Below are 17,149 nucleotides of genomic sequence, written 5' to 3'. Positions count from 1 at the left end.
TGCTATCGTCATGAAGCTGGGGGACACTTTTCCCAGTTGCTTCAAGGAGATCGGCAATGAACATCGCACGACGGCCATTGTTGATCGGGGCTGCTGCTGCGGCGATTCTGGGCGGGGCGAAGCGGGCGAATGCGGCATCCGGGGTCACGGTGCCGATTCGACTGACCGACGATCGCGTACTGGTCGAAGCGACGTTCGGCGGCGGGCGCGCCTTCCTGCTCGCGCTCGATACCGGCGGGCAGATGGGGCTGATCAATACGGGGATTGCCGAGACGCTGAACCTGACCAAGGTGGGCGCGCGGCGGCTGAAGCTGTCATTCGGGCACACCGACTATCCGATCTTTCAGGCGAAGAATGTGATGCTGGGCGAGCGGCTGCGGCTGGAGACGCTGGAGATGGGCGGGATCGACCGCGATCTGGGCGATGGCGCGATCGGGTCGCTCCCGGCATGGGTGCTGACGCTGGCCGATGGCGAGGTGGATTTCGACGCCGGGGTGTGGCGTGCGCATGGGGCGGGGCTGCCCGCGCTTCCCGGTGCGACGCGGTTCGACAAGGGGATCGTGCAGAAGGGCGCGACGGCGGACAAGAAGTTCCTGTTCGCCGATGCGGCGCTCAATGGGCGGAGCTTTCGCTTCGGGCTGGATACCGGGATGCCGAGCGTGATGCGCATTTATCGCAAGACCGCTGAGGCGGCGGGGCTGTGGAATGCGCCGCGCTGGAGCCCGGCGGCGCCGCAGGGCAAGACGCGGATGGTGCGGGTCGACCGGCTGGAGCTGGCGGGGGCGACGATCGAGGGTGCGGTGGTCCAGATGCGCGACGCGGTGGATTGGGAGGAGTTCGACACCGGGATTATCGGTCTGCCGATCCTGCGCCTGTTCAACATTGCGACCAGCAATCGCGACGGTGCGCTGTTCCTGACCCGCAATCGGCAAGCGCCGCAGCCGGCGCGGTACAATCGCGCGGGGCTGTGGGTCGATCGGGCGGGAAGCGGGATGGTGGCGGGCGTGGTCGGCGCTGGTAGTCCTGCGGAGAAGGCCGGGATCAAGGCGGGCGACCGGCTGTCGGGGATGCGCTTTGAGGAACTGATCAGGCAGACTTCCGGGCCGGTGGGCACCGTGCTGCCGCTGACCGTCGGGCAGGGCGGGGCGGCGCGGCAGGTTTCGCTGGTGCTGGCGGATTATCTCTAACGGGGCGCTCGCCCCCACGGACGCGTTGCGCAGCGCCCCTGGTTGAGGCAGGGAGGGGCCATGCTGGAGAAACTGAAGCGCAGGTTCGACAAACGCAGGCTGGTGCTGATCGCGGCGCTGGCCGGGGTGGCGCTGTATGTCGGGTGGCGGACGAACGGGTTCGAAGGGCAGCAGCCCGAGCAGAAGCCGTGCGTCGAGGGACGCAACGAGATCAAGGACAAGGATGGCAAGGTGGTGCAGGTGACGCGCACGACCTGTTATGAAGACGCGAAGAAGTAACGGCGCCGGGGGGCGTCGGTAAGGGGAGAGATTGATGGACGCTGAGCGGACGCGGCGGCGGCGCGCCTTGTGGGCGAGCTTTGTCGGGACGGGGATCGAGTTCTACGATTTCTATATCTACGCGACCGCCGCGGCATTGGTGTTCGGGCAGATCTTCTTTCCCAAGACCGACGCCGGGGTTCAGCAGATGCTGAGCTTTGCCACGCTCGGCGTTGCGTTCTTTGCCCGCCCGCTGGGCGCGGCGGTGTTTGGCCATTATGGTGACCGGATCGGGCGCAAGGCGACATTGGTCGCGTCGCTGCTGACCATGGGGCTGTCGACGACATTGGTGGCGTTTCTGCCGACCTATGAAATGGCGGGATGGATCGCGCCGTTTGCGCTGTGCGTGCTGCGGTTCGGGCAGGGCTTTGGCCTGGGCGGCGAATGGGGCGGGGCGGCGTTGCTGGCGGTGGAGAATGCGCCGCCGGGATGGCGCGCGCGGTTCGGGAGCGCGCCGCAGATGGGCGCGCCGGCGGGGTTCATCGCGGCCAACGGGTTGTTCCTGCTGCTGCTGAGCTGGATGAGTCCCGCTGAATTTGCCGACTGGGGCTGGCGCATTCCGTTTGCGCTGTCGGCGGCTTTGGTGCTGGTCGGGCTGTGGGTGCGGCTGAAGCTGGGCGAGACGCCTGAGTTCAAGGCTTCGCTGGCCGAAGCGCCGCCGGCTAAGGTGCCGCTGGGCGAAGTGGTCGGGCGGCATGGCGGCGTGCTGATCGGCGGGACACTCGGCGCGGTATGCTGTTTCGCGACCTATTATATCGCGACCGCGTTCCTGCTCGGCTGGGGGACCAAGACGTTGGGCTATCCGATGCAGGATTTCCTGGGCGTCCAGTTGGTTGCGATCCTGTTCATGGCGGCGGGCATTTACCTTGCGGCATGGGCGGCGGATGCGCGCTGGGATCCACGCCGCGTGCTGGCGGGCGGATGCGTGATGGTAGCGCTTGCGGGATTCGTGATCGCGCCGCTGATGGGCGCGGGGCTGGGCGGGGTGTTCGCATTCCTCGCGCTGCTGCTGTTCGCGATGGGGTTTGTCTATGGGCCGCTAAGCGCGTGGCTGACCGATCTGTTTCCGGCGCGGGTGCGCTATACCGGCGTGTCGATGGCGTTCAACGTCGCAGGGGTGATCGGCGGCGGGCTGACCCCGGTGATCGCGCAGAAGCTGGCGATGGACGCGGGGCTGGCCCCCGTTGGCTGGTATCTGAGCGGGGCTGCGGTGCTGAGCCTGATTGCTCTGCTGGCGCTTAAAGGTCGAAGCGCGGCATAATCGCACTGATCGAGGTTAGTCGGCGGACCCTTGCCGGTTGCCACCCGTTGAGCGGGCACGGCATCGCAAGGGGCTTCCCACACATGACAGACGAAACACAGTTCGACACCGACTTCGGTAACGGTGGCGAAACCCACCAGCGCGTGCCCGAGCAGGGCGATCATGACGGCGCAGATCACCTGACGACCAACCAGGGCATTCGCGTTTCCGACAATCAGAACCAGTTGAAGGCCGGTGCGCGCGGGCCGGTGCTGCTGGAAGATTTCGTGCTGCGCGAGAAGATCTTCCACTTCGACCATGAGCGGATCCCGGAGCGTATCGTCCATGCGCGGGGTTCGGCTGCGCATGGCTATTTCGAAAGCTATGAGGATTTCTCCGACCTGACCAAGGCGGGGCTGTTCTCCGCGAAGGGCAAGAAGACGCCGGTGTTCGCGCGCTTTTCGACCGTGGCGGGAGGCTCGGGCTCGGTCGATACGCCGCGCGACGTGCGCGGGTTCGCGGTGAAATTCTATACCGAAGAGGGCAATTGGGATCTGGTAGGCAACAACATCCCGGTGTTCTTCATCCAGGACGCGATCAAATTTCCCGACCTGGTCCATTCGGTGAAGATGGAGGCGGATCGCGGCTATCCGCAGGCGGCATCGGCGCATGATACCTTCTGGGACTTCATCAGCCTGATGCCCGAATCGATGCACATGGTGATGTGGCAGATGTCCGATCGCACCATCCCGCGCTCGCTGCGCACGATGCAGGGGTTCGGGGTCCACACTTTCCGCATGGTCAATGCGCAGGGCAAGTCGACCTTCGTCAAATTCCACTGGAAGCCCAAGCAGGGCGTGCAATCGACGTGCTGGGACGAGGCGGTGAAAATCGCCGGGGCCGACCCCGATTTCCATCGCCGCGACCTGTTCGAGGCGATCGACATGGGCAATTTCCCCGAATGGGAGCTGGGCATCCAGGCGTTCGACGAAGAGTTCGCCGACAGCCTGCCCTATGACGTGCTCGACCCGACCAAGATCATTCCCGAGGAAGTGCTTCCCGTTCGCCCGATCGGGCGGATGGTGCTCGATCGCTATCCCGACAATTTCTTCGCCGAGACCGAGCAGGTTGCGTTCTGCCCGGGTAACATCGTGCCGGGACTGGACTTCACCAACGATCCGCTGCTGCAGGGACGGCTATTTTCGTACCTCGATACGCAGCTCAAGAGGCTGGGGTCGACCAACTTCCACCAGCTGCCGATCAATGCGCCGAAATGCCCGGTGATGAACTTCCAGCGCGACGGGCATATGCAGATGAACGTGCCCAAGGGGCGCGCGAATTATGAGCCTAACAGCCTCGACATGGCGGGTGAAGAGACCGGGCCGCGCGAATGCCCGGTGACGGGGTTCGAGACCCATCCGGGTCGCGCTGCCGAGCAGGAGCAGGGCGACAAGCTGCGGCTGCAGCCGGAGAGCTTTGCCGATCACTACAGCCAAGCGCGGATGTTCTATCGCTCGCTGGCCGAGGCGGAGCAGGCGCATGTCGCGTTCGCTTTGGTGTTCGAGCTGTCGAAGGTCGGGCTCGAGCATATCCGGGTTCGGACGGTGGCCAATCTGGTGAATGTCGATCCGGAGCTGGCGCAGCGCGTAGCGGACGGGATGGGGATGCCGGTGCCCAAGGCGTCGAAGGCTGCGGCGGAGGTGCAGGATTTCGACCTGTCGCCGGCGCTGCGGATCATCGACGGACCGCTCGAGCCTCAGGACATTGTCGGCCGGTCGATCGCGATTTTGGTCGCCGATGGATCGGATGCCGCTGCGGTGGCGAAGATGACCAAGGCGATCGAGGGCGCGGGTGCGCGCGCGGTGATCGTCGCGCCCAAGGTCGGTGGTGCCAAGATGTCGGACGGGTCACTGCTCAAGGCAGACGCGCAGCTGGCGGGTTATCCGTCGGTGATGGCGGATGCGGTGGTGATCGCACTGTCGGAAGAGGGCACCGCGATGTTGCTCAAGGAAGGCGCAGCGGTGCAGTTCGTGATGGATGCGTTCGCGCATCTGAAGGCGATTGCGGCGAGTGACGAAGCTCAGCCGCTGCTCGACAAGGCGGGCGTGGAGCCTGACGATGGTGTGATGGGTCTGGATGACGGGTTCATCGCGGCGGCGGCGAAGCGGTATTGGGACCGGGAGCCGGGAGTGCGGATGTTGCCCTGATGCTCAGGCGGCGGCTTCCCGGTGGGGAGCCGCCGTCGTTAGCCTGCAGCGCGCAAGATCGTCAGCATCGCCTTGCCGTGAACCCGCTCCGTATCGGTGACGAAGCCGTCGACCTCGACCTTTTCGCCCTTGGCGGTTTCGACGCTGATCCAGGTGGCCGGGCTGGTCCAGCCGAGCCGGGCGAGCTTGTCGAGTGCGACCGCGCCTGCGCCGGTGCCATAGGGCGGGTCCATCATGATCAGGTCGAGCGGCTTGGCCGCCGGGCCGAGCGACAGGACTGATCCAGCGCGGATTTCGGGGCGGATGCCGAGCTTGTCGGCATTGGCGCGCAGGGCGTCGAGTGCGGCGCGGTCCTGTTCGACGAACAGGCAGGAGGCCGCGCCGCGCGACAGCGCCTCCAGCCCGAGCGCGCCGGAGCCGGCGAACAGGTCGGCGACGGCCAGCCCATCAAAGCTGCCGACGCGGCTGGTGAGCATCGAGAACAGCGCCTCACGCGTGCGATCGGCGGTGGGGCGGGTGGCGTCGCCCTTCGGCGCGACGAGCGGGCGGCCGCGCCAGGTTCCGGCGATGATCCTCATGTGCGCGGGCCTCGCTTGCTGGGCGCGGGCGTGCCGCGCGAGGGCTTGGTCGGGCCACCCTTGCCGGTCGGCGGGCGCTTGCCTGGCATCGCGCCGGGGCGGCGATCATCGGGGCGGTGGGCGCGCTTGGGCCGGTCGAGCAGCGGGCTGCCGTCATCGTCATGCTGGGCATGGCGCGCGGCGCCGGGCTTGGCGAACGGTTTGCCCTTTTGCTGCGGAGGACGACCGGGCGAGTCCTGGCGCGGACGGCGCTCCGGCTTCGGCGCGCCCCCAGCGGGATCGCGCTGCGGTCGGCGCTGATCCTGTTGCATCCCCTCTCGCGCGGGCGAGGCATTGGCTTTCCGTTCCGCTACAGCCTGATGGCGGCGGCGTTGGGCGACGCCGAATTTCTCGGGGCCTTTCTTCTCGGCCTTGGGGCGTTGCGGACGTGCGGGTTTATAGGCCTCGGGCTCGCTGGTTTGCGCGACGACCTTGCGGCGTTCGGCGCGGTTGGCCGAGAGCGCCGCCGCGGGTTCGGGAGCTGCCTCTTCTGGATCGGCGTCTACTGCTTTGGACTTGCCCGACAGTTGCAGGTTCGATGCCGCCTTGCCGCCGCCGGGGCCGGTCAGCGCCTTGCGGAACACGATCAGGTCGTGCTGGCGAATCTCGTCCACCGCAGCGACGGGCATGTCGGCGAGTTCGAACGGACCGTAACGGGTGCGGATCAGGCGGCTGACTTTGAGGCCGAGATGTTCGAGGACGCGGCGGACCTCGCGGTTCTTGCCTTCGGTCAGCGTCAGCTCGATCCACACATTCGCGCCGGTGCGGCGTTCGAGATTGGCGTTGATGGAGCCGTAGCGGACCCCGTCGATCTCGACGCCGAGCATCAGCTCTTCCAGCTGCTCCTGGCTGACCTGACCATAGGCACGCGCGCGGTAGCTGCGCTCGACCCCGGTGGCGGGGAGCTCGAGCTGGCGCTTCAGCTCGCCATCGGTGGTCATCAGCAACAGACCCTCGGTCGAAAGGTCGAGGCGGCCAACGGGCATCAGGCGGGGGAGGCCCTTGGGCAGGCGGCTGTAGATCGTCGGGCGGCCGGCGGGATCGCGTTCGGTAGTCAGCAAACCTGCGGGCTTGTGAAAGCGGAACAGGCGCGCCGGCGCGGGTGCGGCGACCGGATTGCCATCGACGGTGACGCCGTGGAGCGAGGTCAATACGGTCGCGGGCGTGGTCAGGATCTGACCGTCGATCGCCACGCGGCCATCGGCGATCATGCGCTCGATCTCTCGCCGCGACGCGATTCCGGCACGGGCGAGCAGCTTGGCGATGCGTTCGCCGGCCTTGGCAGGTTGCCGTTCAGGTTGATTGGTTGATGAGGGGGACATTGAGGCGCGATACAGCGGGTTTGGCTTTCGCGCAAAAATCTTGTGCGGAGACGAACTCTGGGGCGCTTAACGCGTTGTCAGGGCGTAACGTTCGGGTGGGTCATGGTGTTCGGCAAGAAAAAGCGGCGGATCGTACGGGTGCTGATCGTCGAGGACGAGCCGCTGGTGGCGTTCGACACCGAACATTTCCTGTCGGATGAAGGCTTTACCGTGGTCGCGACGACCGATTCGGTGGGCGAGGCGATCGGCCACATCATCGCGGTTGAGAAGCCCCATATCGTGCTGGTCGACCTGGGCCTGAGCGATGGGAGTGGTGCGGATGTGGCGCATGCGGCGTGCGCCGACAACATTCCGGTGCTGATCATCACTGGTCGCGATCCGGCGGAGTTCGAGCCAATCGGTCTTGGCTGCCTGAGCAAGCCGTACAAGCAGCGCGATCTGGTGGCAGCGATCGACATTTGCGAGGCGCTGACCGAGGGCCGCACGCCGAAACGCATTCCGTCCGCCCTGCGGCTGTTCCAGCCCGTCGCGCAATAATCCGTCCCCGGGCTTTGCAGCGGCGTTTTTCGCGCTAGGGTCGCCGCCAAAGCTTGGGGGATTGCATGAGTGACGCGGTGACGCCGGCTAGTGGATCGTTGATCGACGGCATCCGGCCCTATTTCGAAAAGGCGCCGCTCGCCGCGCTCGCGCTCGGCATATCCTCCGGCTTCCCGTTCGCGATGATCGGCGCGACGCTGACCACGCGGCTGGCGCAGGACGGAATCACCAAGTCGGCGGTCACGGCGTTCGCGCTGACCTTCTTGGCCTATAATCTCAAATGGGCGTGGGCGCCGGTGGTGGACAAGTTCCGCATCCCGGTGCTGGGCGCGATCGGCGCGCGGCGCAGCTGGCTGATCGTTACCGGGGCGCTGGTTGCGGCGGCGGTCGTGTTCCTGGGCAGCCTCGATCCGACGGACTCGCTTGGTTGGCTCGTGGCGGCGGCGATCATGGTCGGGCTGGCCGGCGCGACGTTCGACATCGTGATCGACGCCTATCGCATCGAATTGCTTGAGCCGCGCCAGCTGGGCGTCGGGTCGGGCATGTCGCAATATGGCTGGCGCATCGGGTCGGCCGGTGCGGGCGGACTGGCGCTGTATGTCGCCGATGGCGCGGGGTGGGGCGTCGCTTATGCCGCCTGCGCGATCTTTGCGCTGCCCGCGATCCTGGCGGGGCTGATCGTCGGTGAGCCGGAGCGCAAGGTGAGCCGCGAATGGCCCGAGCGCATGGCGCAGCGGCCCTATCTCATCTTCATCCTGTCGTTCGTCCCGCTGTATCTGGTCGGACGCTGGATCGACGGGGTGCTGGGGGTCAACATCCTGTCGAACATGGTGTTGGTCGGGTATCTGTTCCCCCTGTTCGACCTGACCGCCCGCCGCGCACGCGACGCGGGCAAGCCGAGCGCGCTGACCTGGCTGGGGCTGGTGACGGTCGCGGGGGTTGGCGTCGGGCTGTGGCGCGGGTGGAGCGATCCGCTGGCGATCGTGCTGCTGGTGCTGGGGGCCGTCGCGCTGCTGGGCATCGGGTTGCTGCGCCCGGTTGCTGCTGCGCCCGCCGATGGCGGGAAGGTCGGGCCGCTGATCGAGTTTTTCCGGCGTGAGGGTGGCGCGGTCGTGCTGCTGTTCGTGCTCGTCCACAAACTCGGCGACACGCTGGCGAACCTCACCCTGCGGCTGCTGTTCAACGATCTGGGGTTCACCAAGACCGAGATCGCGTTCTACGACGTTGGCGTGGGCTTCGTGGCGCTGCTGGCCGGCATCTTTGTCGGCGGCGTGCTGTATGTGAAGCTTGGCATGAAGCGGTCGGTGATGCTCAGCCTGTTCCTGATGATGATCTCCAACGCCGCATTTGCCGCGCTGGCGGCGAGCGGCAAGAGCAATATCGGCATGGCTGCGGCGATGGGGTTCGAGAATTTCGCGAGCGGTGTCGGCGGGGTTTGCGTGGTCGCGTATCTCTCGGCGCTGTGTAACCTCAGCTTCACCGCGACGCAGTTCGCATTGCTGTCAGCGGCGGCGAGCATCCTGGGGCGTTTCCTGTCGGGGACGACCGCCGGGCTGCTGATCGAGGGCATGGGTTATGTGAACTATTATCTGTTCACGACGGTGCTGGCGCTGCCGGGGGTACTGTTGTTCTGGTGGATGATGACGTCGGGGCTGGTCGACCGGTCGATCGGCAATGCCGGGACCGAAGGCGAGGTTGCGCGAGGCGAGGACGAACCGGAGGCCCCGGTTATCCGCAACCCGGCATGATCGCCTATCTCGCGGTGATCGGCATTCAGGTCGCGCTGGTCGTGCATCTGGTGAAGACGGGCCGCAACACGCTGTGGCTCGCGGCGCTGATCTTTCTGCCGGTGGTGGGCAGTATCGCCTATATCATCGTCGAGATCCTGCCGGGGCTGTCGGGCAATCGGCATGTGCGGACGGTGCGGGCCAAGGCGGTTGCCGCGCTGGACCCCGAGCGTGAGTTGCGGGCGGCGCGCGACGCGCTCGACCTGGCCGATACGGTCGCGAACAAGGTTCGGCTGGGCGACGCCTATGCCGAACTTGGGCGATGGAGCGAGGCGGAGGCCGCCTATCGCGATGCGCGCAGCGGCGCGCCGGGCGATGCGGCGATCGAGCGCAAGATCGCTCGGGTCGTGTTCGAGCAAGGACATGCCGCAGAAGCGCTGGCGTTGATCGACGCGCTCGATCCGCCGTCCGGTCAGTCCGAACGGGACCGGACGTCGCTGTTGCGCGCGCGCATGCTGGAGCATCTTGGCCGCGCGCAGGAGGCGCTTGACCTCTACGCCGACATCGTCACCCGCCTGCCCGGAGAGGAGGCGCGGTGTCGCTATGCTGCGCTGCTGCTGGTGCAGGGGTGGGAGAACAAGGCGCGCAAACAGCTGGAAGAGGTCGAGGCGCGGGCGCGGCGGCTTGACCGGGGGCAGCGTATGGCGGAGGCGGACATGTATCGCTGGGCCGCCGATACGCTCGCGCAGTTAAGGGCGCGCGGTTAGAGCATTGCGCGTTAGACCCGACACACACGGCCGTTTGTGCTGAGCTTGTCGAAGCACCGCATACTACGCTTGTCGGGAGTGGCCCTTCGACAAGCTCAGGGCAAACGGCTGTAGAACCACCCAAATTAGACGCGGGACAGTTAAACCTCGACCGGCATTCCCGCATCGGCGAAGGCGTTGGCGAGCGCGTGGGCGGTGGCCAGCACGCCATCGACGCGGCGGATGCCGAGCAGGTCGCCGAGCAGGATGCGGGCGCGTTCGCTGTCGCGTTCGACGCTGGCGATGACTTCGACCAGCGCGCCTTCCGATGCGGTCATGCGCGCGCAGCACCATGGGGCGATCTGAATCGGGCTGGCGCTGGCCGTCGACATTTCGGCCATCAGCGTGCGGAGTAGCAAGAGCGGGCGGCGGAATTCCTTGCCGAACGCAGTGATGAAGGCGTGGGCGGCGGCGGCGTCGCCGAGGCCGTGTGCGCCGAGCTGACGGATGCCGAACAGCAACAGGCGCGCGGCGGGATCCTCGGGCTGGAGCCGGGGGAGGAGGTTGCCGAGGGTTTCGGCGCGGGCGGGGGATTGGCGCAACGGGCGACTCCTTGATCGGGACTGCCAGTCTGCCATTCTTCTATTGATAGTCAATCGCAATAAGGATCAGTCGGGCAGTTCGTCGTTTTCCCGGAGCACTTCGCCTGCAAGGTAGAGCGAGCCGAGGATCAGGACGAGCGGGGCGTCGGCGGTTTGCAGCTTGGCGAGGGCGCCGGGCACGTCGGCCGCGGTCGCAGTGCTGGGGATGCCGAGCGCGCGGGCAGTGGCGGCGAGGTCCACCGGATCGTGATGCGCGTGGTCGGGGACGGGGACCGCCGTGAAGCTGGCGGCGAGCGGGACGAAGGGGGCGAGCAGGCCGGTCGCGTCCTTGTTCGACAACATGCCGAGGATCAGGTGCGCGGGGCGGCCGTTCGCGACCTGGGCCAGCGTGGCGCTGACCGACTGGGCGGCGGCTTCGTTATGGCCGCCGTCGAGCCAGATTTCGGCTCCGGCGGGCAGGCGCGCGTGGAGCGGGCCGGTGGTCAGACGCTGCATCCGCGCGGGCCAGCGGGCGGCGGTGGCGGCTGCGGCGAAGGCGCTGTCGGGGATGGTTAGCGCGCGTTGGTGGCGGAGCGTGGCGATGGCGAGCGCGAGATTGGCGGGCTGGTGCGGGCCGGCGAGGGTGGGGAGCGGGGTTGCGACCTCGCCCTGCACGTCGCGGTAGAGCAGGCGATCGGGGGTGACGGTGAAGTCCCAGGCGGTGCCGCGCGCGTGGACCGGGGCGCTCGCGGCGGCGGCGACCTGTGCGATGCGGGCGGTGACGCTGTCGCCATAGGACATGGTGACCAGCGGGACGCCGGGCTTGGCGATGCCGGCCTTCTCCCCGGCAATGGCTTCGGCGGTGTCGCCGAGGAACGCCTGATGGTCGATGCCGAGCTGGGCGATGGCGCAGGCGGCGGGGGCCGGGATGACGTTGGTGGCGTCGAGGCGACCGCCAAGGCCAACCTCGATGATGCAGGCGTCCGCCGGGGTGCGGGCGAAGGCGAGGAAGGCGGCGGCGGTGGTCACCTCGAAAAAGCTCGCGCCGATATCGCCGCCCGAATCGAGCACCTGTTCGAGCAGGGTGGCGAGGGTCGCGTCGTCGATCAGCTTACCGCCAAGGCGAATACGCTCGTTGAAGCGGACCAGGTGCGGGCTGGAATAGACATGCGCGGTGAGGCCGGCGGCTTCGACCGCGGCGCGCAGGAAGGCGCAGGTCGAACCCTTGCCGTTGGTCCCCGCGACATGGAGCACGGGGGGGAGGCGCAGATGCGGGTTGCCGATCCGGTCGAGCAGCGCGGTAATGCGGCTGAGCCCGAGGACATCGGCACCAGGGCCGAGCGCCCAGAGACGGTCGAGCTGGCGTTGGACGGCGGGGTGGGAGGAGGTCGCGTGGTCGGGCATCGTGGGGGGATATAGCGGGTGTGGGGGCAGATGAGACTATAAGATTATACATCTGGCTTACGCCGATCCCGCATAACCCGCTGGTAGCGTTACAGTAGCTCAATAATACGATCTAACCCTGCCTGCACCTCCGTCGTGAGCGCGCGGAAGTGAGCAGGTAACGACCCATGGTCAATTTTAGCCTGCTTAACCAGCTTGGTCTTTTCCGCCTCTGCGGAGTGACCTTTGACCTTCGAGCGAAGGTAATGCGTCCTTTTCAGAGGCTCTACGATCTCTGCTGCCTCCTTATCGTCAAGGCCGGCCGCAAGGAGGCACTCTTGTAGGAGTTTAATCGTGCCCCACTGCCTATCCACAGTGCAGCCCGCCACTGAAAGGCGTTGCCGAAGCGCCTTAGAAACGAACCCTTCGACGACGAGATGATCGAGCGCAAGGATGGCGGTGGCCCACTCCTCTGACGACGCAGTCAGCGGATAGTGCAGAGCCGCTGCAAGATTCTCGCCGCGCGGTTGCCAGTAGTCCGGCGCAATCTTGTCGAGTTTGGAAATCTCATATTTCATCTCGACGAGCGGATCGGGCATGCTACTGAAACGGCCCTCAAAATCAGTTTCGATGGCACGTTTGGACAGCGGCGCTTTCGGCCACTCATTGAAAGACTGCCAGTAAATCTGTTCGCTGTAGGGAAGATCTGCTAGGTAACACAGATAGGTGTGAACCTGACCAGCTTCATTCACGTCATAGGTCTTGAGATACCAGCCCGCTCGAGACTGAACGGATCGATGTTCCAGCGTGTATTTGTCAGGATCTGCCTTATAGCGCTGCAGGACGTCCGGCTTGAAGAATGCGGGTGTCACCTGAAAAGGTAGCGGCGAGTCCTTCTCAAAATAACTCGCAAGAGCGGACGGCGCACAGGAAATCTCGGCATAGCGGCCGTTCTTCCAGTCATGCGCTTTGAACGTGGCGTATTCTTTTCCTTCGTCCGTCCACCTTCGGAGACTGCGCGCGATCATCATTTCTTTTGTGAGTGCAGGCCTGACAATCAACACGCCGTTGATAAAGCTACACGCCGATTGCACCCCACCATGATAGAACAAGTCTCCGTCTGCGAATTCCTGACGGTCGGGATCATGCCATCCCCCGAAATCACCAGATCTGTAGCGTGTGAAGTCAAATTTCATCACGAGGGCGGTCTCCGTTACCGCCATGTATCGATGAAGCTGATGAGCATCGATCGTTACAAGCACGTCATGTGACTCGCCGGTGTGTTTGCCCATATCTCGCACGCGGATGATGGGTTCGATATCGCCATCATCATTCAAGCGGCAATATGCTCTTTCCTCTTCTAGCCAGTAGAGGTCGAGAGATTGCACAAGGCGCTGTGACAATTCGGTTCGCACTAGCCCTTTGTCGACGCCGTTAAAGCTGCGCCTGAAAACCAGTTGTTCCCCGCCGATGAGGGATTTGCAGCCGGGGTGATCCAGCGGGTCAGCCAGATACATTCGGTCCGGCTCTCCACCACCAGAACTATGCCCAAGCGCCCACGAACTATCCGGGCCGATATGTGCGCGTTGCAGATCGTCGCCGTCAGGGGGCGTGACGTTACCAAGGGGGGCTAGAATCGCGTGAACATAACTCTGTCCTACGCCGGTATAGAGTATGATCTCAGACGAGCGTGCGTTGGCCTGTAGATAACCGGCGCCGTCCGCGGCATTTTCAAACCAGTCGGTGTCACCTTCCTTGGGCGGAAGCGATAGTTTCAGAAACTCGTCGATATCAAAAAGTGCCATTCGCCCATGTTATCTGCAAACCGGCTGCGAGCAAGGCGAAGACACCGGCGGGCGTTTGGCGCGCAGGGCGATCCAGAGGCCGCGTTCGGGTTGGGTCATCTCGCTGCGCATCTGGCGGGCGCGTTCGAGAAGTTTGGGGTTGGTGCTTGGCATTTGCCGTGTTCCCCCGCCTTGGCGTTCTGCCCCTCTCCCAACCCTCTCCCCGGAGGGGAGAGGGCTTTTAGATAGCCTACGCCGCCGCCTTTTCCTCCACCAGCAACCCGATCAGTGCCCCCAGCTTGTCGCGCAGGTCTTTCCGGTGGACGACCATGTCGATCAGGCCGTGGTCGAGATAATATTCGCTGGTCTGGAAATCGTCGGGCAGCTTTTCGCGGATCGTGCTTTCGATCACGCGGCGGCCGGTGAAGGCGAGGGTGGCCTTGGGCTCGGCGATCTGGACGTCGCCGAGCATCGCATAGGCGGCCATCACGCCGCCCGAGGTGGGGTCAGTCAGCACGACGATATAGGGCAGGCCGGCGTCGTGGAGCATCGAGATGGCGACGGTGGTGCGGGGCATCTGCATCAGCGACAGGATGCCCTCCTGCATGCGCGCGCCGCCGCTGGCGGTGAAGACGATATAGGGCGCGCGGGCGCCGATTGCGGCTTCGACTCCGGCGATGAAGGCTTCACCGACCGCCTGGCCCATCGATCCGCCCATGAAGGCGAAATCCTGCACGCCGATTACCGCGCGCTGGCCGAGGATGGTGCCGCTGGCGTTGAGGAACGCGTCCTGCTCGCCGGTGCTGGCGCGGGCGGCCTTGATGCGGGCGGGATACGGCTTCTGGTCGCGGAACTTGAGCGGGTCTTCGGCGACCTTGGGATTGGCGAGCAATGTGTAGCCGGGGTCGAACAGCTGGTCGAAGCGCGCGCGGGCGCCGATGCGCTCATGATGGTCGCAGATCGGGCAGACCGACTGGTTTTCCTGGAGTTCCTTTACGAACACCATCTGCCCGCAGCCCTTGCACTTGTGCCAGAGATTGTCGGGCGATTCCGCCTTGTTGGGGATGACGAGCGAGATCGCGTTGCGGACGCGGGTGAGCCAGCTCATGCGGCGGTTTCCTTGCGTGCTGCGGCCAGCGCGGCCGACAGGGATTGGATATAGGTGCGGACGGCGGCGGGCGCATTGGCGCCCTCTGCCGCGATGATGTCGATGATCGCCGAGCCGACGACCACGCCATCGGCGACGCGGCCGATCGCGGCCGCCTGTTCGGGCGTGCGGACGCCGAAACCGACCGCGACGGGCAGGTCGGTTGCGGCTTTCAGGCGGGCGACGGCGGCTTCGATACTGTCCTGTGCCGCCTGCTGCTTGCCGGTGATGCCGGCGACCGAGACGTAGTAGAGGAAGCCGCTCGCACCATCGAGCACGGCGGGCAGGCGCGCGGCGTCGGTGGTGGGGGTGGCGAGGCGGATGGTGGCGATGCCGTGCGGGGCGAAGGCGGCGATCTCGTCGGCTTCCTCCGCCGGGATATCGACGATGATCGCGCCATCGACGCCTGCGTCCGCGGCCTTTTGCGCAAAGGCTTCGGGCGTCGGACGGGTCATGGTGTTGGCATAGCCCATCAGCACCAGCGGGGTTTCCGGATGGCGCTGGCGGAAGGCGGCGGCGATGGCGAGCACGTCGGCGGTGCGCGTGCCGGCGGCGAGGCTGCGCAGGTTCGCGGCCTGAATCGCCGGGCCATCGGCCATCGGATCGGTGAACGGCATGCCAAGTTCGATCACATCCGCCCCGCCCGCGACGAGCGCGTCGAGGATCGCGGTGGTGTCGCCGTCACCCGCTGTGACGAAGGTGACGAGGGCGGCGCGGTGGTCGCGCGCGGCGGTGGCGAAGGTGGTGGCGAGGCGGGTCATATCGTTGTTCGCTTAGCTTGCCGGCGCATTGCCAGATAGTCGATGGCCAGTTGCAGTCCCGCCATCACGGGGATGACCAGCAACATTTCCCAGTACCATTGGTCAAAATCGGCACCTACTCGACCAAAATTCAGTCCGGCCATCATTATGCACCCGGTAAGCGTTCCTTGAACGCAACGCTGCACGGATTCGCCAAATGATGCTGGTGCTTCGTAGCCAGTTATAACGGCGAGGAGAAATGGCAGCACGACGACCAGAACGATGAAGAGCAGGCCGACCGCGAGAGACGCATCCATCAAATTGCGACCCCCAGCGCCTCGGCGACGGTGAAGATGTCCTTGTCGCCGCGGCCGCAGAGGTTGGCGAGGATCACCTGATCTCGGCGCATTTCCCGGGCCTTGACCGCGACGGCTGCGATCGCGTGCGAAGGTTCGAGGGCGGGGATGATGCCTTCGGTGCGGCAGAGCAGCTGGAAGGCGTCGAGCGCTTCGGTGTCGGTCACGCTGGTGTAGGTGACGCGGCCGATGTCCTTGAGCCAGGCATGTTCAGGGCCGATGCCGGGATAGTCGAGGCCGGCGCTGATCGAATGCGCTTCGGTGATCTGGCCGTCCTCGTCCTGCAGCAAATAGGTCTTGTTGCCGTGGAGGATGCCGGGTTCGCCGCCCGCGAGGGACGCTGCGTGCTTCTTGTTCAGCCCTTCGCCCGCTGCTTCGACGCCGAGCATCGCGACATCCGCGTCGTCGAGGAACGGGTGGAACAGGCCGATCGCGTTGCTGCCCCCGCCGATCGCGGCGACGAGCAGGTCGGGGAGGCGACCGGTGCGGGCGAGCATCTGCGCGCGCGCTTCCTTGCCGATCACGCTCTGGAAGTCGCGGACCAGCTCCGGATAGGGGTGCGGGCCGGCGGCGGTACCGATGATGTAGAAGGTGTCGTGGACGTTGGCGACCCAGTCGCGCAGCGCTTCGTTCATCGCGTCCTTGAGCGTGCCCGCGCCGCTGGTGACGGGGCGGACTTCGGCGCCGAGCAGCTTCATGCGGAACACGTTGGGCTGCTGGCGCGCGGCGTCCTTGGCACCCATGAAGATGGTGCAGGGCAGGCCGAAGCGCGCGCAGACGGTGGCGGTGGCGACACCGTGCTGGCCCGCGCCGGTCTCCGCGATGATCCGCGTCTTGCCCATGCGGATCGCGAGCAGGATCTGGCCGATGCAATTGTTGATCTTGTGCGCGCCGGTGTGGTTGAGCTCGTCGCGCTTGAACCAGATTTCGGCGCCCATCCCCTCGGGCGCGTTCTCGCGCAGCGCGTCGGTCAGCCGTTCGGCGTAATAAAGCGGGCTGGGGCGGCCGACATAATGTTCGAGCAGGTCGTCGAACTGCGCGGCAAAGGCCGGGTCAGCCTTCGCGGCCCGATACTCGCGCTCAAGGTCGAGGACGAGCGGCATCAGCGTTTCGGCGACGTAGCGCCCGCCAAACTGGCCGAAATGGCCGCGGTCATCGGGCTGGGCGCGGAAGGAGTTGGGCTGGTTCATGATGAGGGGCGTTTAGGCGGGGATTGCCGCGACGCCAAGCATTGTTGGCGGAAGGAATTCTTGGCTT

16 protein-coding genes are annotated in these 17,149 nt (G+C 65.7%); 7 read left to right on the top strand and 9 right to left on the bottom strand.

Annotated features, from left to right (window positions below; all coding sequences use genetic code 11):
• The first annotated feature begins 56 nt into the window (after window positions 1–56).
• From ACRYLO_RS06685 to ACRYLO_RS06670, 4 genes are all read left to right on the top strand, one after another.
• Window positions 57–1,187, top strand: coding sequence for a hypothetical protein (locus ACRYLO_RS06685; protein ID WP_482659444.1), 1,131 nt, complete (start codon window positions 57–59; stop codon window positions 1,185–1,187).
• Between the two features lie 60 nt (window positions 1,188–1,247).
• Window positions 1,248–1,466: a hypothetical protein gene (locus ACRYLO_RS06680; RefSeq protein ID WP_482659443.1), complete on the top strand. Its 219-nt coding sequence runs from the start codon at window positions 1,248–1,250 to the stop codon at window positions 1,464–1,466.
• A 34-nt stretch (window positions 1,467–1,500) separates the two neighbouring features.
• Complete coding sequence (locus ACRYLO_RS06675) at window positions 1,501–2,766, top strand: MFS transporter (RefSeq protein WP_482659442.1); 1,266 nt, start codon at window positions 1,501–1,503, stop codon at window positions 2,764–2,766.
• 83 nt (window positions 2,767–2,849) lie between these two features.
• Window positions 2,850–4,952, top strand: a complete 2,103-nt coding sequence (locus ACRYLO_RS06670) for a catalase (RefSeq protein WP_482659441.1) — start codon at window positions 2,850–2,852, stop codon at window positions 4,950–4,952.
• A gap of 38 nt (window positions 4,953–4,990) precedes the next feature.
• Here the strand turns inward: ACRYLO_RS06670 and rsmD are convergent, their stop codons facing one another.
• The gene (gene rsmD, locus ACRYLO_RS06665) at window positions 4,991–5,530 is read right to left on the bottom strand and encodes a 16S rRNA (guanine(966)-N(2))-methyltransferase RsmD (protein ID WP_482659440.1); all 540 of its coding nucleotides are present in this window, start codon (window positions 5,528–5,530) and stop codon (window positions 4,991–4,993) included.
• On the bottom strand, window positions 5,527–6,891 hold the full coding sequence (locus ACRYLO_RS06660) for a pseudouridine synthase (RefSeq protein ID WP_482659439.1): 1,365 nt from the start codon (window positions 6,889–6,891) through the stop codon (window positions 5,527–5,529). The genes rsmD and ACRYLO_RS06660 overlap by 4 nt, the downstream gene beginning before the upstream one ends.
• A gap of 102 nt (window positions 6,892–6,993) precedes the next feature.
• On the opposite strand from ACRYLO_RS06660, the gene ACRYLO_RS06655 reads away from it, so the two are divergent.
• The 3 genes from ACRYLO_RS06655 (at window position 6,994) to ACRYLO_RS06645 (ending at window position 9,922) form a co-directional block, all read left to right on the top strand.
• On the top strand, window positions 6,994–7,428 hold the full coding sequence (locus ACRYLO_RS06655; RefSeq protein WP_482659438.1) for a response regulator: 435 nt from the start codon (window positions 6,994–6,996) through the stop codon (window positions 7,426–7,428).
• Between the two features lie 65 nt (window positions 7,429–7,493).
• Window positions 7,494–9,176 carry an AmpG family muropeptide MFS transporter gene (locus ACRYLO_RS06650; protein ID WP_482659437.1) on the top strand — a complete coding sequence of 561 codons (1,683 nt, stop codon included), beginning with the start codon at window positions 7,494–7,496 and terminating at the stop codon, window positions 9,174–9,176.
• Entirely contained in the window at window positions 9,173–9,922 is a 750-nt protein-coding gene (locus tag ACRYLO_RS06645; protein WP_482659436.1) for a tetratricopeptide repeat protein, read from the top strand. Before ACRYLO_RS06650 ends, ACRYLO_RS06645 begins: the two co-directional genes overlap by 4 nt.
• A 140-nt stretch (window positions 9,923–10,062) precedes the next feature.
• Here ACRYLO_RS06645 and ACRYLO_RS06640 read toward each other — a convergent pair whose 3' ends face one another.
• The 7 genes from ACRYLO_RS06640 to trpB form a co-directional block, all read right to left on the bottom strand.
• On the bottom strand, window positions 10,063–10,503 hold the full coding sequence (locus tag ACRYLO_RS06640) for a DUF6628 family protein (protein WP_482659435.1): 441 nt from the start codon (window positions 10,501–10,503) through the stop codon (window positions 10,063–10,065).
• A gap of 66 nt (window positions 10,504–10,569) precedes the next feature.
• Entirely contained in the window at window positions 10,570–11,886 is a 1,317-nt protein-coding gene (locus tag ACRYLO_RS06635) for a bifunctional folylpolyglutamate synthase/dihydrofolate synthase (RefSeq protein WP_482659434.1), read from the bottom strand.
• Between the two features lie 89 nt (window positions 11,887–11,975).
• Window positions 11,976–13,670, bottom strand: a complete 1,695-nt coding sequence (locus ACRYLO_RS06630) for a hypothetical protein (protein ID WP_482659433.1) — start codon at window positions 13,668–13,670, stop codon at window positions 11,976–11,978.
• Between the two features lie 229 nt (window positions 13,671–13,899).
• Entirely contained in the window at window positions 13,900–14,757 is an 858-nt protein-coding gene (gene accD, locus ACRYLO_RS06625) for an acetyl-CoA carboxylase, carboxyltransferase subunit beta (protein ID WP_224920906.1), read from the bottom strand.
• The gene (gene trpA, locus ACRYLO_RS06620; RefSeq protein WP_482659432.1) at window positions 14,754–15,557 is read right to left on the bottom strand and encodes a tryptophan synthase subunit alpha; all 804 of its coding nucleotides are present in this window, start codon (window positions 15,555–15,557) and stop codon (window positions 14,754–14,756) included. The genes accD and trpA overlap by 4 nt, the downstream gene beginning before the upstream one ends.
• The gene (locus tag ACRYLO_RS06615; protein ID WP_482659431.1) at window positions 15,554–15,853 is read right to left on the bottom strand and encodes a hypothetical protein; all 300 of its coding nucleotides are present in this window, start codon (window positions 15,851–15,853) and stop codon (window positions 15,554–15,556) included. Before ACRYLO_RS06615 ends, trpA begins: the two co-directional genes overlap by 4 nt.
• On the bottom strand, window positions 15,853–17,082 hold the full coding sequence (trpB, locus tag ACRYLO_RS06610) for a tryptophan synthase subunit beta (RefSeq protein ID WP_482659430.1): 1,230 nt from the start codon (window positions 17,080–17,082) through the stop codon (window positions 15,853–15,855). The genes ACRYLO_RS06615 and trpB overlap by 1 nt, the downstream gene beginning before the upstream one ends.
• Window positions 17,083–17,149: the final 67 nt, after the last annotated feature.

The sequence above is a fragment of the Sphingomonas sp. SDUR79 genome, from assembly GCF_056821745.1.
The sequence above is the reverse complement of the archived record's forward strand: the minus strand, read 5'-3'. Positions and strand labels throughout refer to the sequence as shown.

Excerpts from the sequence above, each read along its gene's own strand:
- ACRYLO_RS06685 (WP_482659444.1), top strand. The coding sequence starts at position 57 with ATGAACATCGCACGACGGCCATTGTTGATCGGGGCTGCTGCTGCGGCG.
- ACRYLO_RS06680 (WP_482659443.1), top strand. The coding sequence starts at position 1,248 with ATGCTGGAGAAACTGAAGCGCAGGTTCGACAAACGCAGGCTGGTGCTG.
- ACRYLO_RS06675 (WP_482659442.1), top strand. The coding sequence starts at position 1,501 with ATGGACGCTGAGCGGACGCGGCGGCGGCGCGCCTTGTGGGCGAGCTTT.
- ACRYLO_RS06670 (WP_482659441.1), top strand. The coding sequence starts at position 2,850 with ATGACAGACGAAACACAGTTCGACACCGACTTCGGTAACGGTGGCGAA.
- rsmD (WP_482659440.1), bottom strand. The coding sequence starts at position 5,530 with ATGAGGATCATCGCCGGAACCTGGCGCGGCCGCCCGCTCGTCGCGCCG.
- ACRYLO_RS06660 (WP_482659439.1), bottom strand. The coding sequence starts at position 6,891 with ATGTCCCCCTCATCAACCAATCAACCTGAACGGCAACCTGCCAAGGCC.
- ACRYLO_RS06655 (WP_482659438.1), top strand. The coding sequence starts at position 6,994 with ATGGTGTTCGGCAAGAAAAAGCGGCGGATCGTACGGGTGCTGATCGTC.
- ACRYLO_RS06650 (WP_482659437.1), top strand. The coding sequence starts at position 7,494 with ATGAGTGACGCGGTGACGCCGGCTAGTGGATCGTTGATCGACGGCATC.
- ACRYLO_RS06645 (WP_482659436.1), top strand. The coding sequence starts at position 9,173 with ATGATCGCCTATCTCGCGGTGATCGGCATTCAGGTCGCGCTGGTCGTG.
- ACRYLO_RS06635 (WP_482659434.1), bottom strand. The coding sequence starts at position 11,886 with ATGCCCGACCACGCGACCTCCTCCCACCCCGCCGTCCAACGCCAGCTC.
- ACRYLO_RS06630 (WP_482659433.1), bottom strand. The coding sequence starts at position 13,670 with ATGGCACTTTTTGATATCGACGAGTTTCTGAAACTATCGCTTCCGCCC.
- accD (WP_224920906.1), bottom strand. The coding sequence starts at position 14,757 with ATGAGCTGGCTCACCCGCGTCCGCAACGCGATCTCGCTCGTCATCCCC.
- trpA (WP_482659432.1), bottom strand. The coding sequence starts at position 15,557 with ATGACCCGCCTCGCCACCACCTTCGCCACCGCCGCGCGCGACCACCGC.
- ACRYLO_RS06615 (WP_482659431.1), bottom strand. The coding sequence starts at position 15,853 with ATGGATGCGTCTCTCGCGGTCGGCCTGCTCTTCATCGTTCTGGTCGTC.
- trpB (WP_482659430.1), bottom strand. The coding sequence starts at position 17,082 with ATGAACCAGCCCAACTCCTTCCGCGCCCAGCCCGATGACCGCGGCCAT.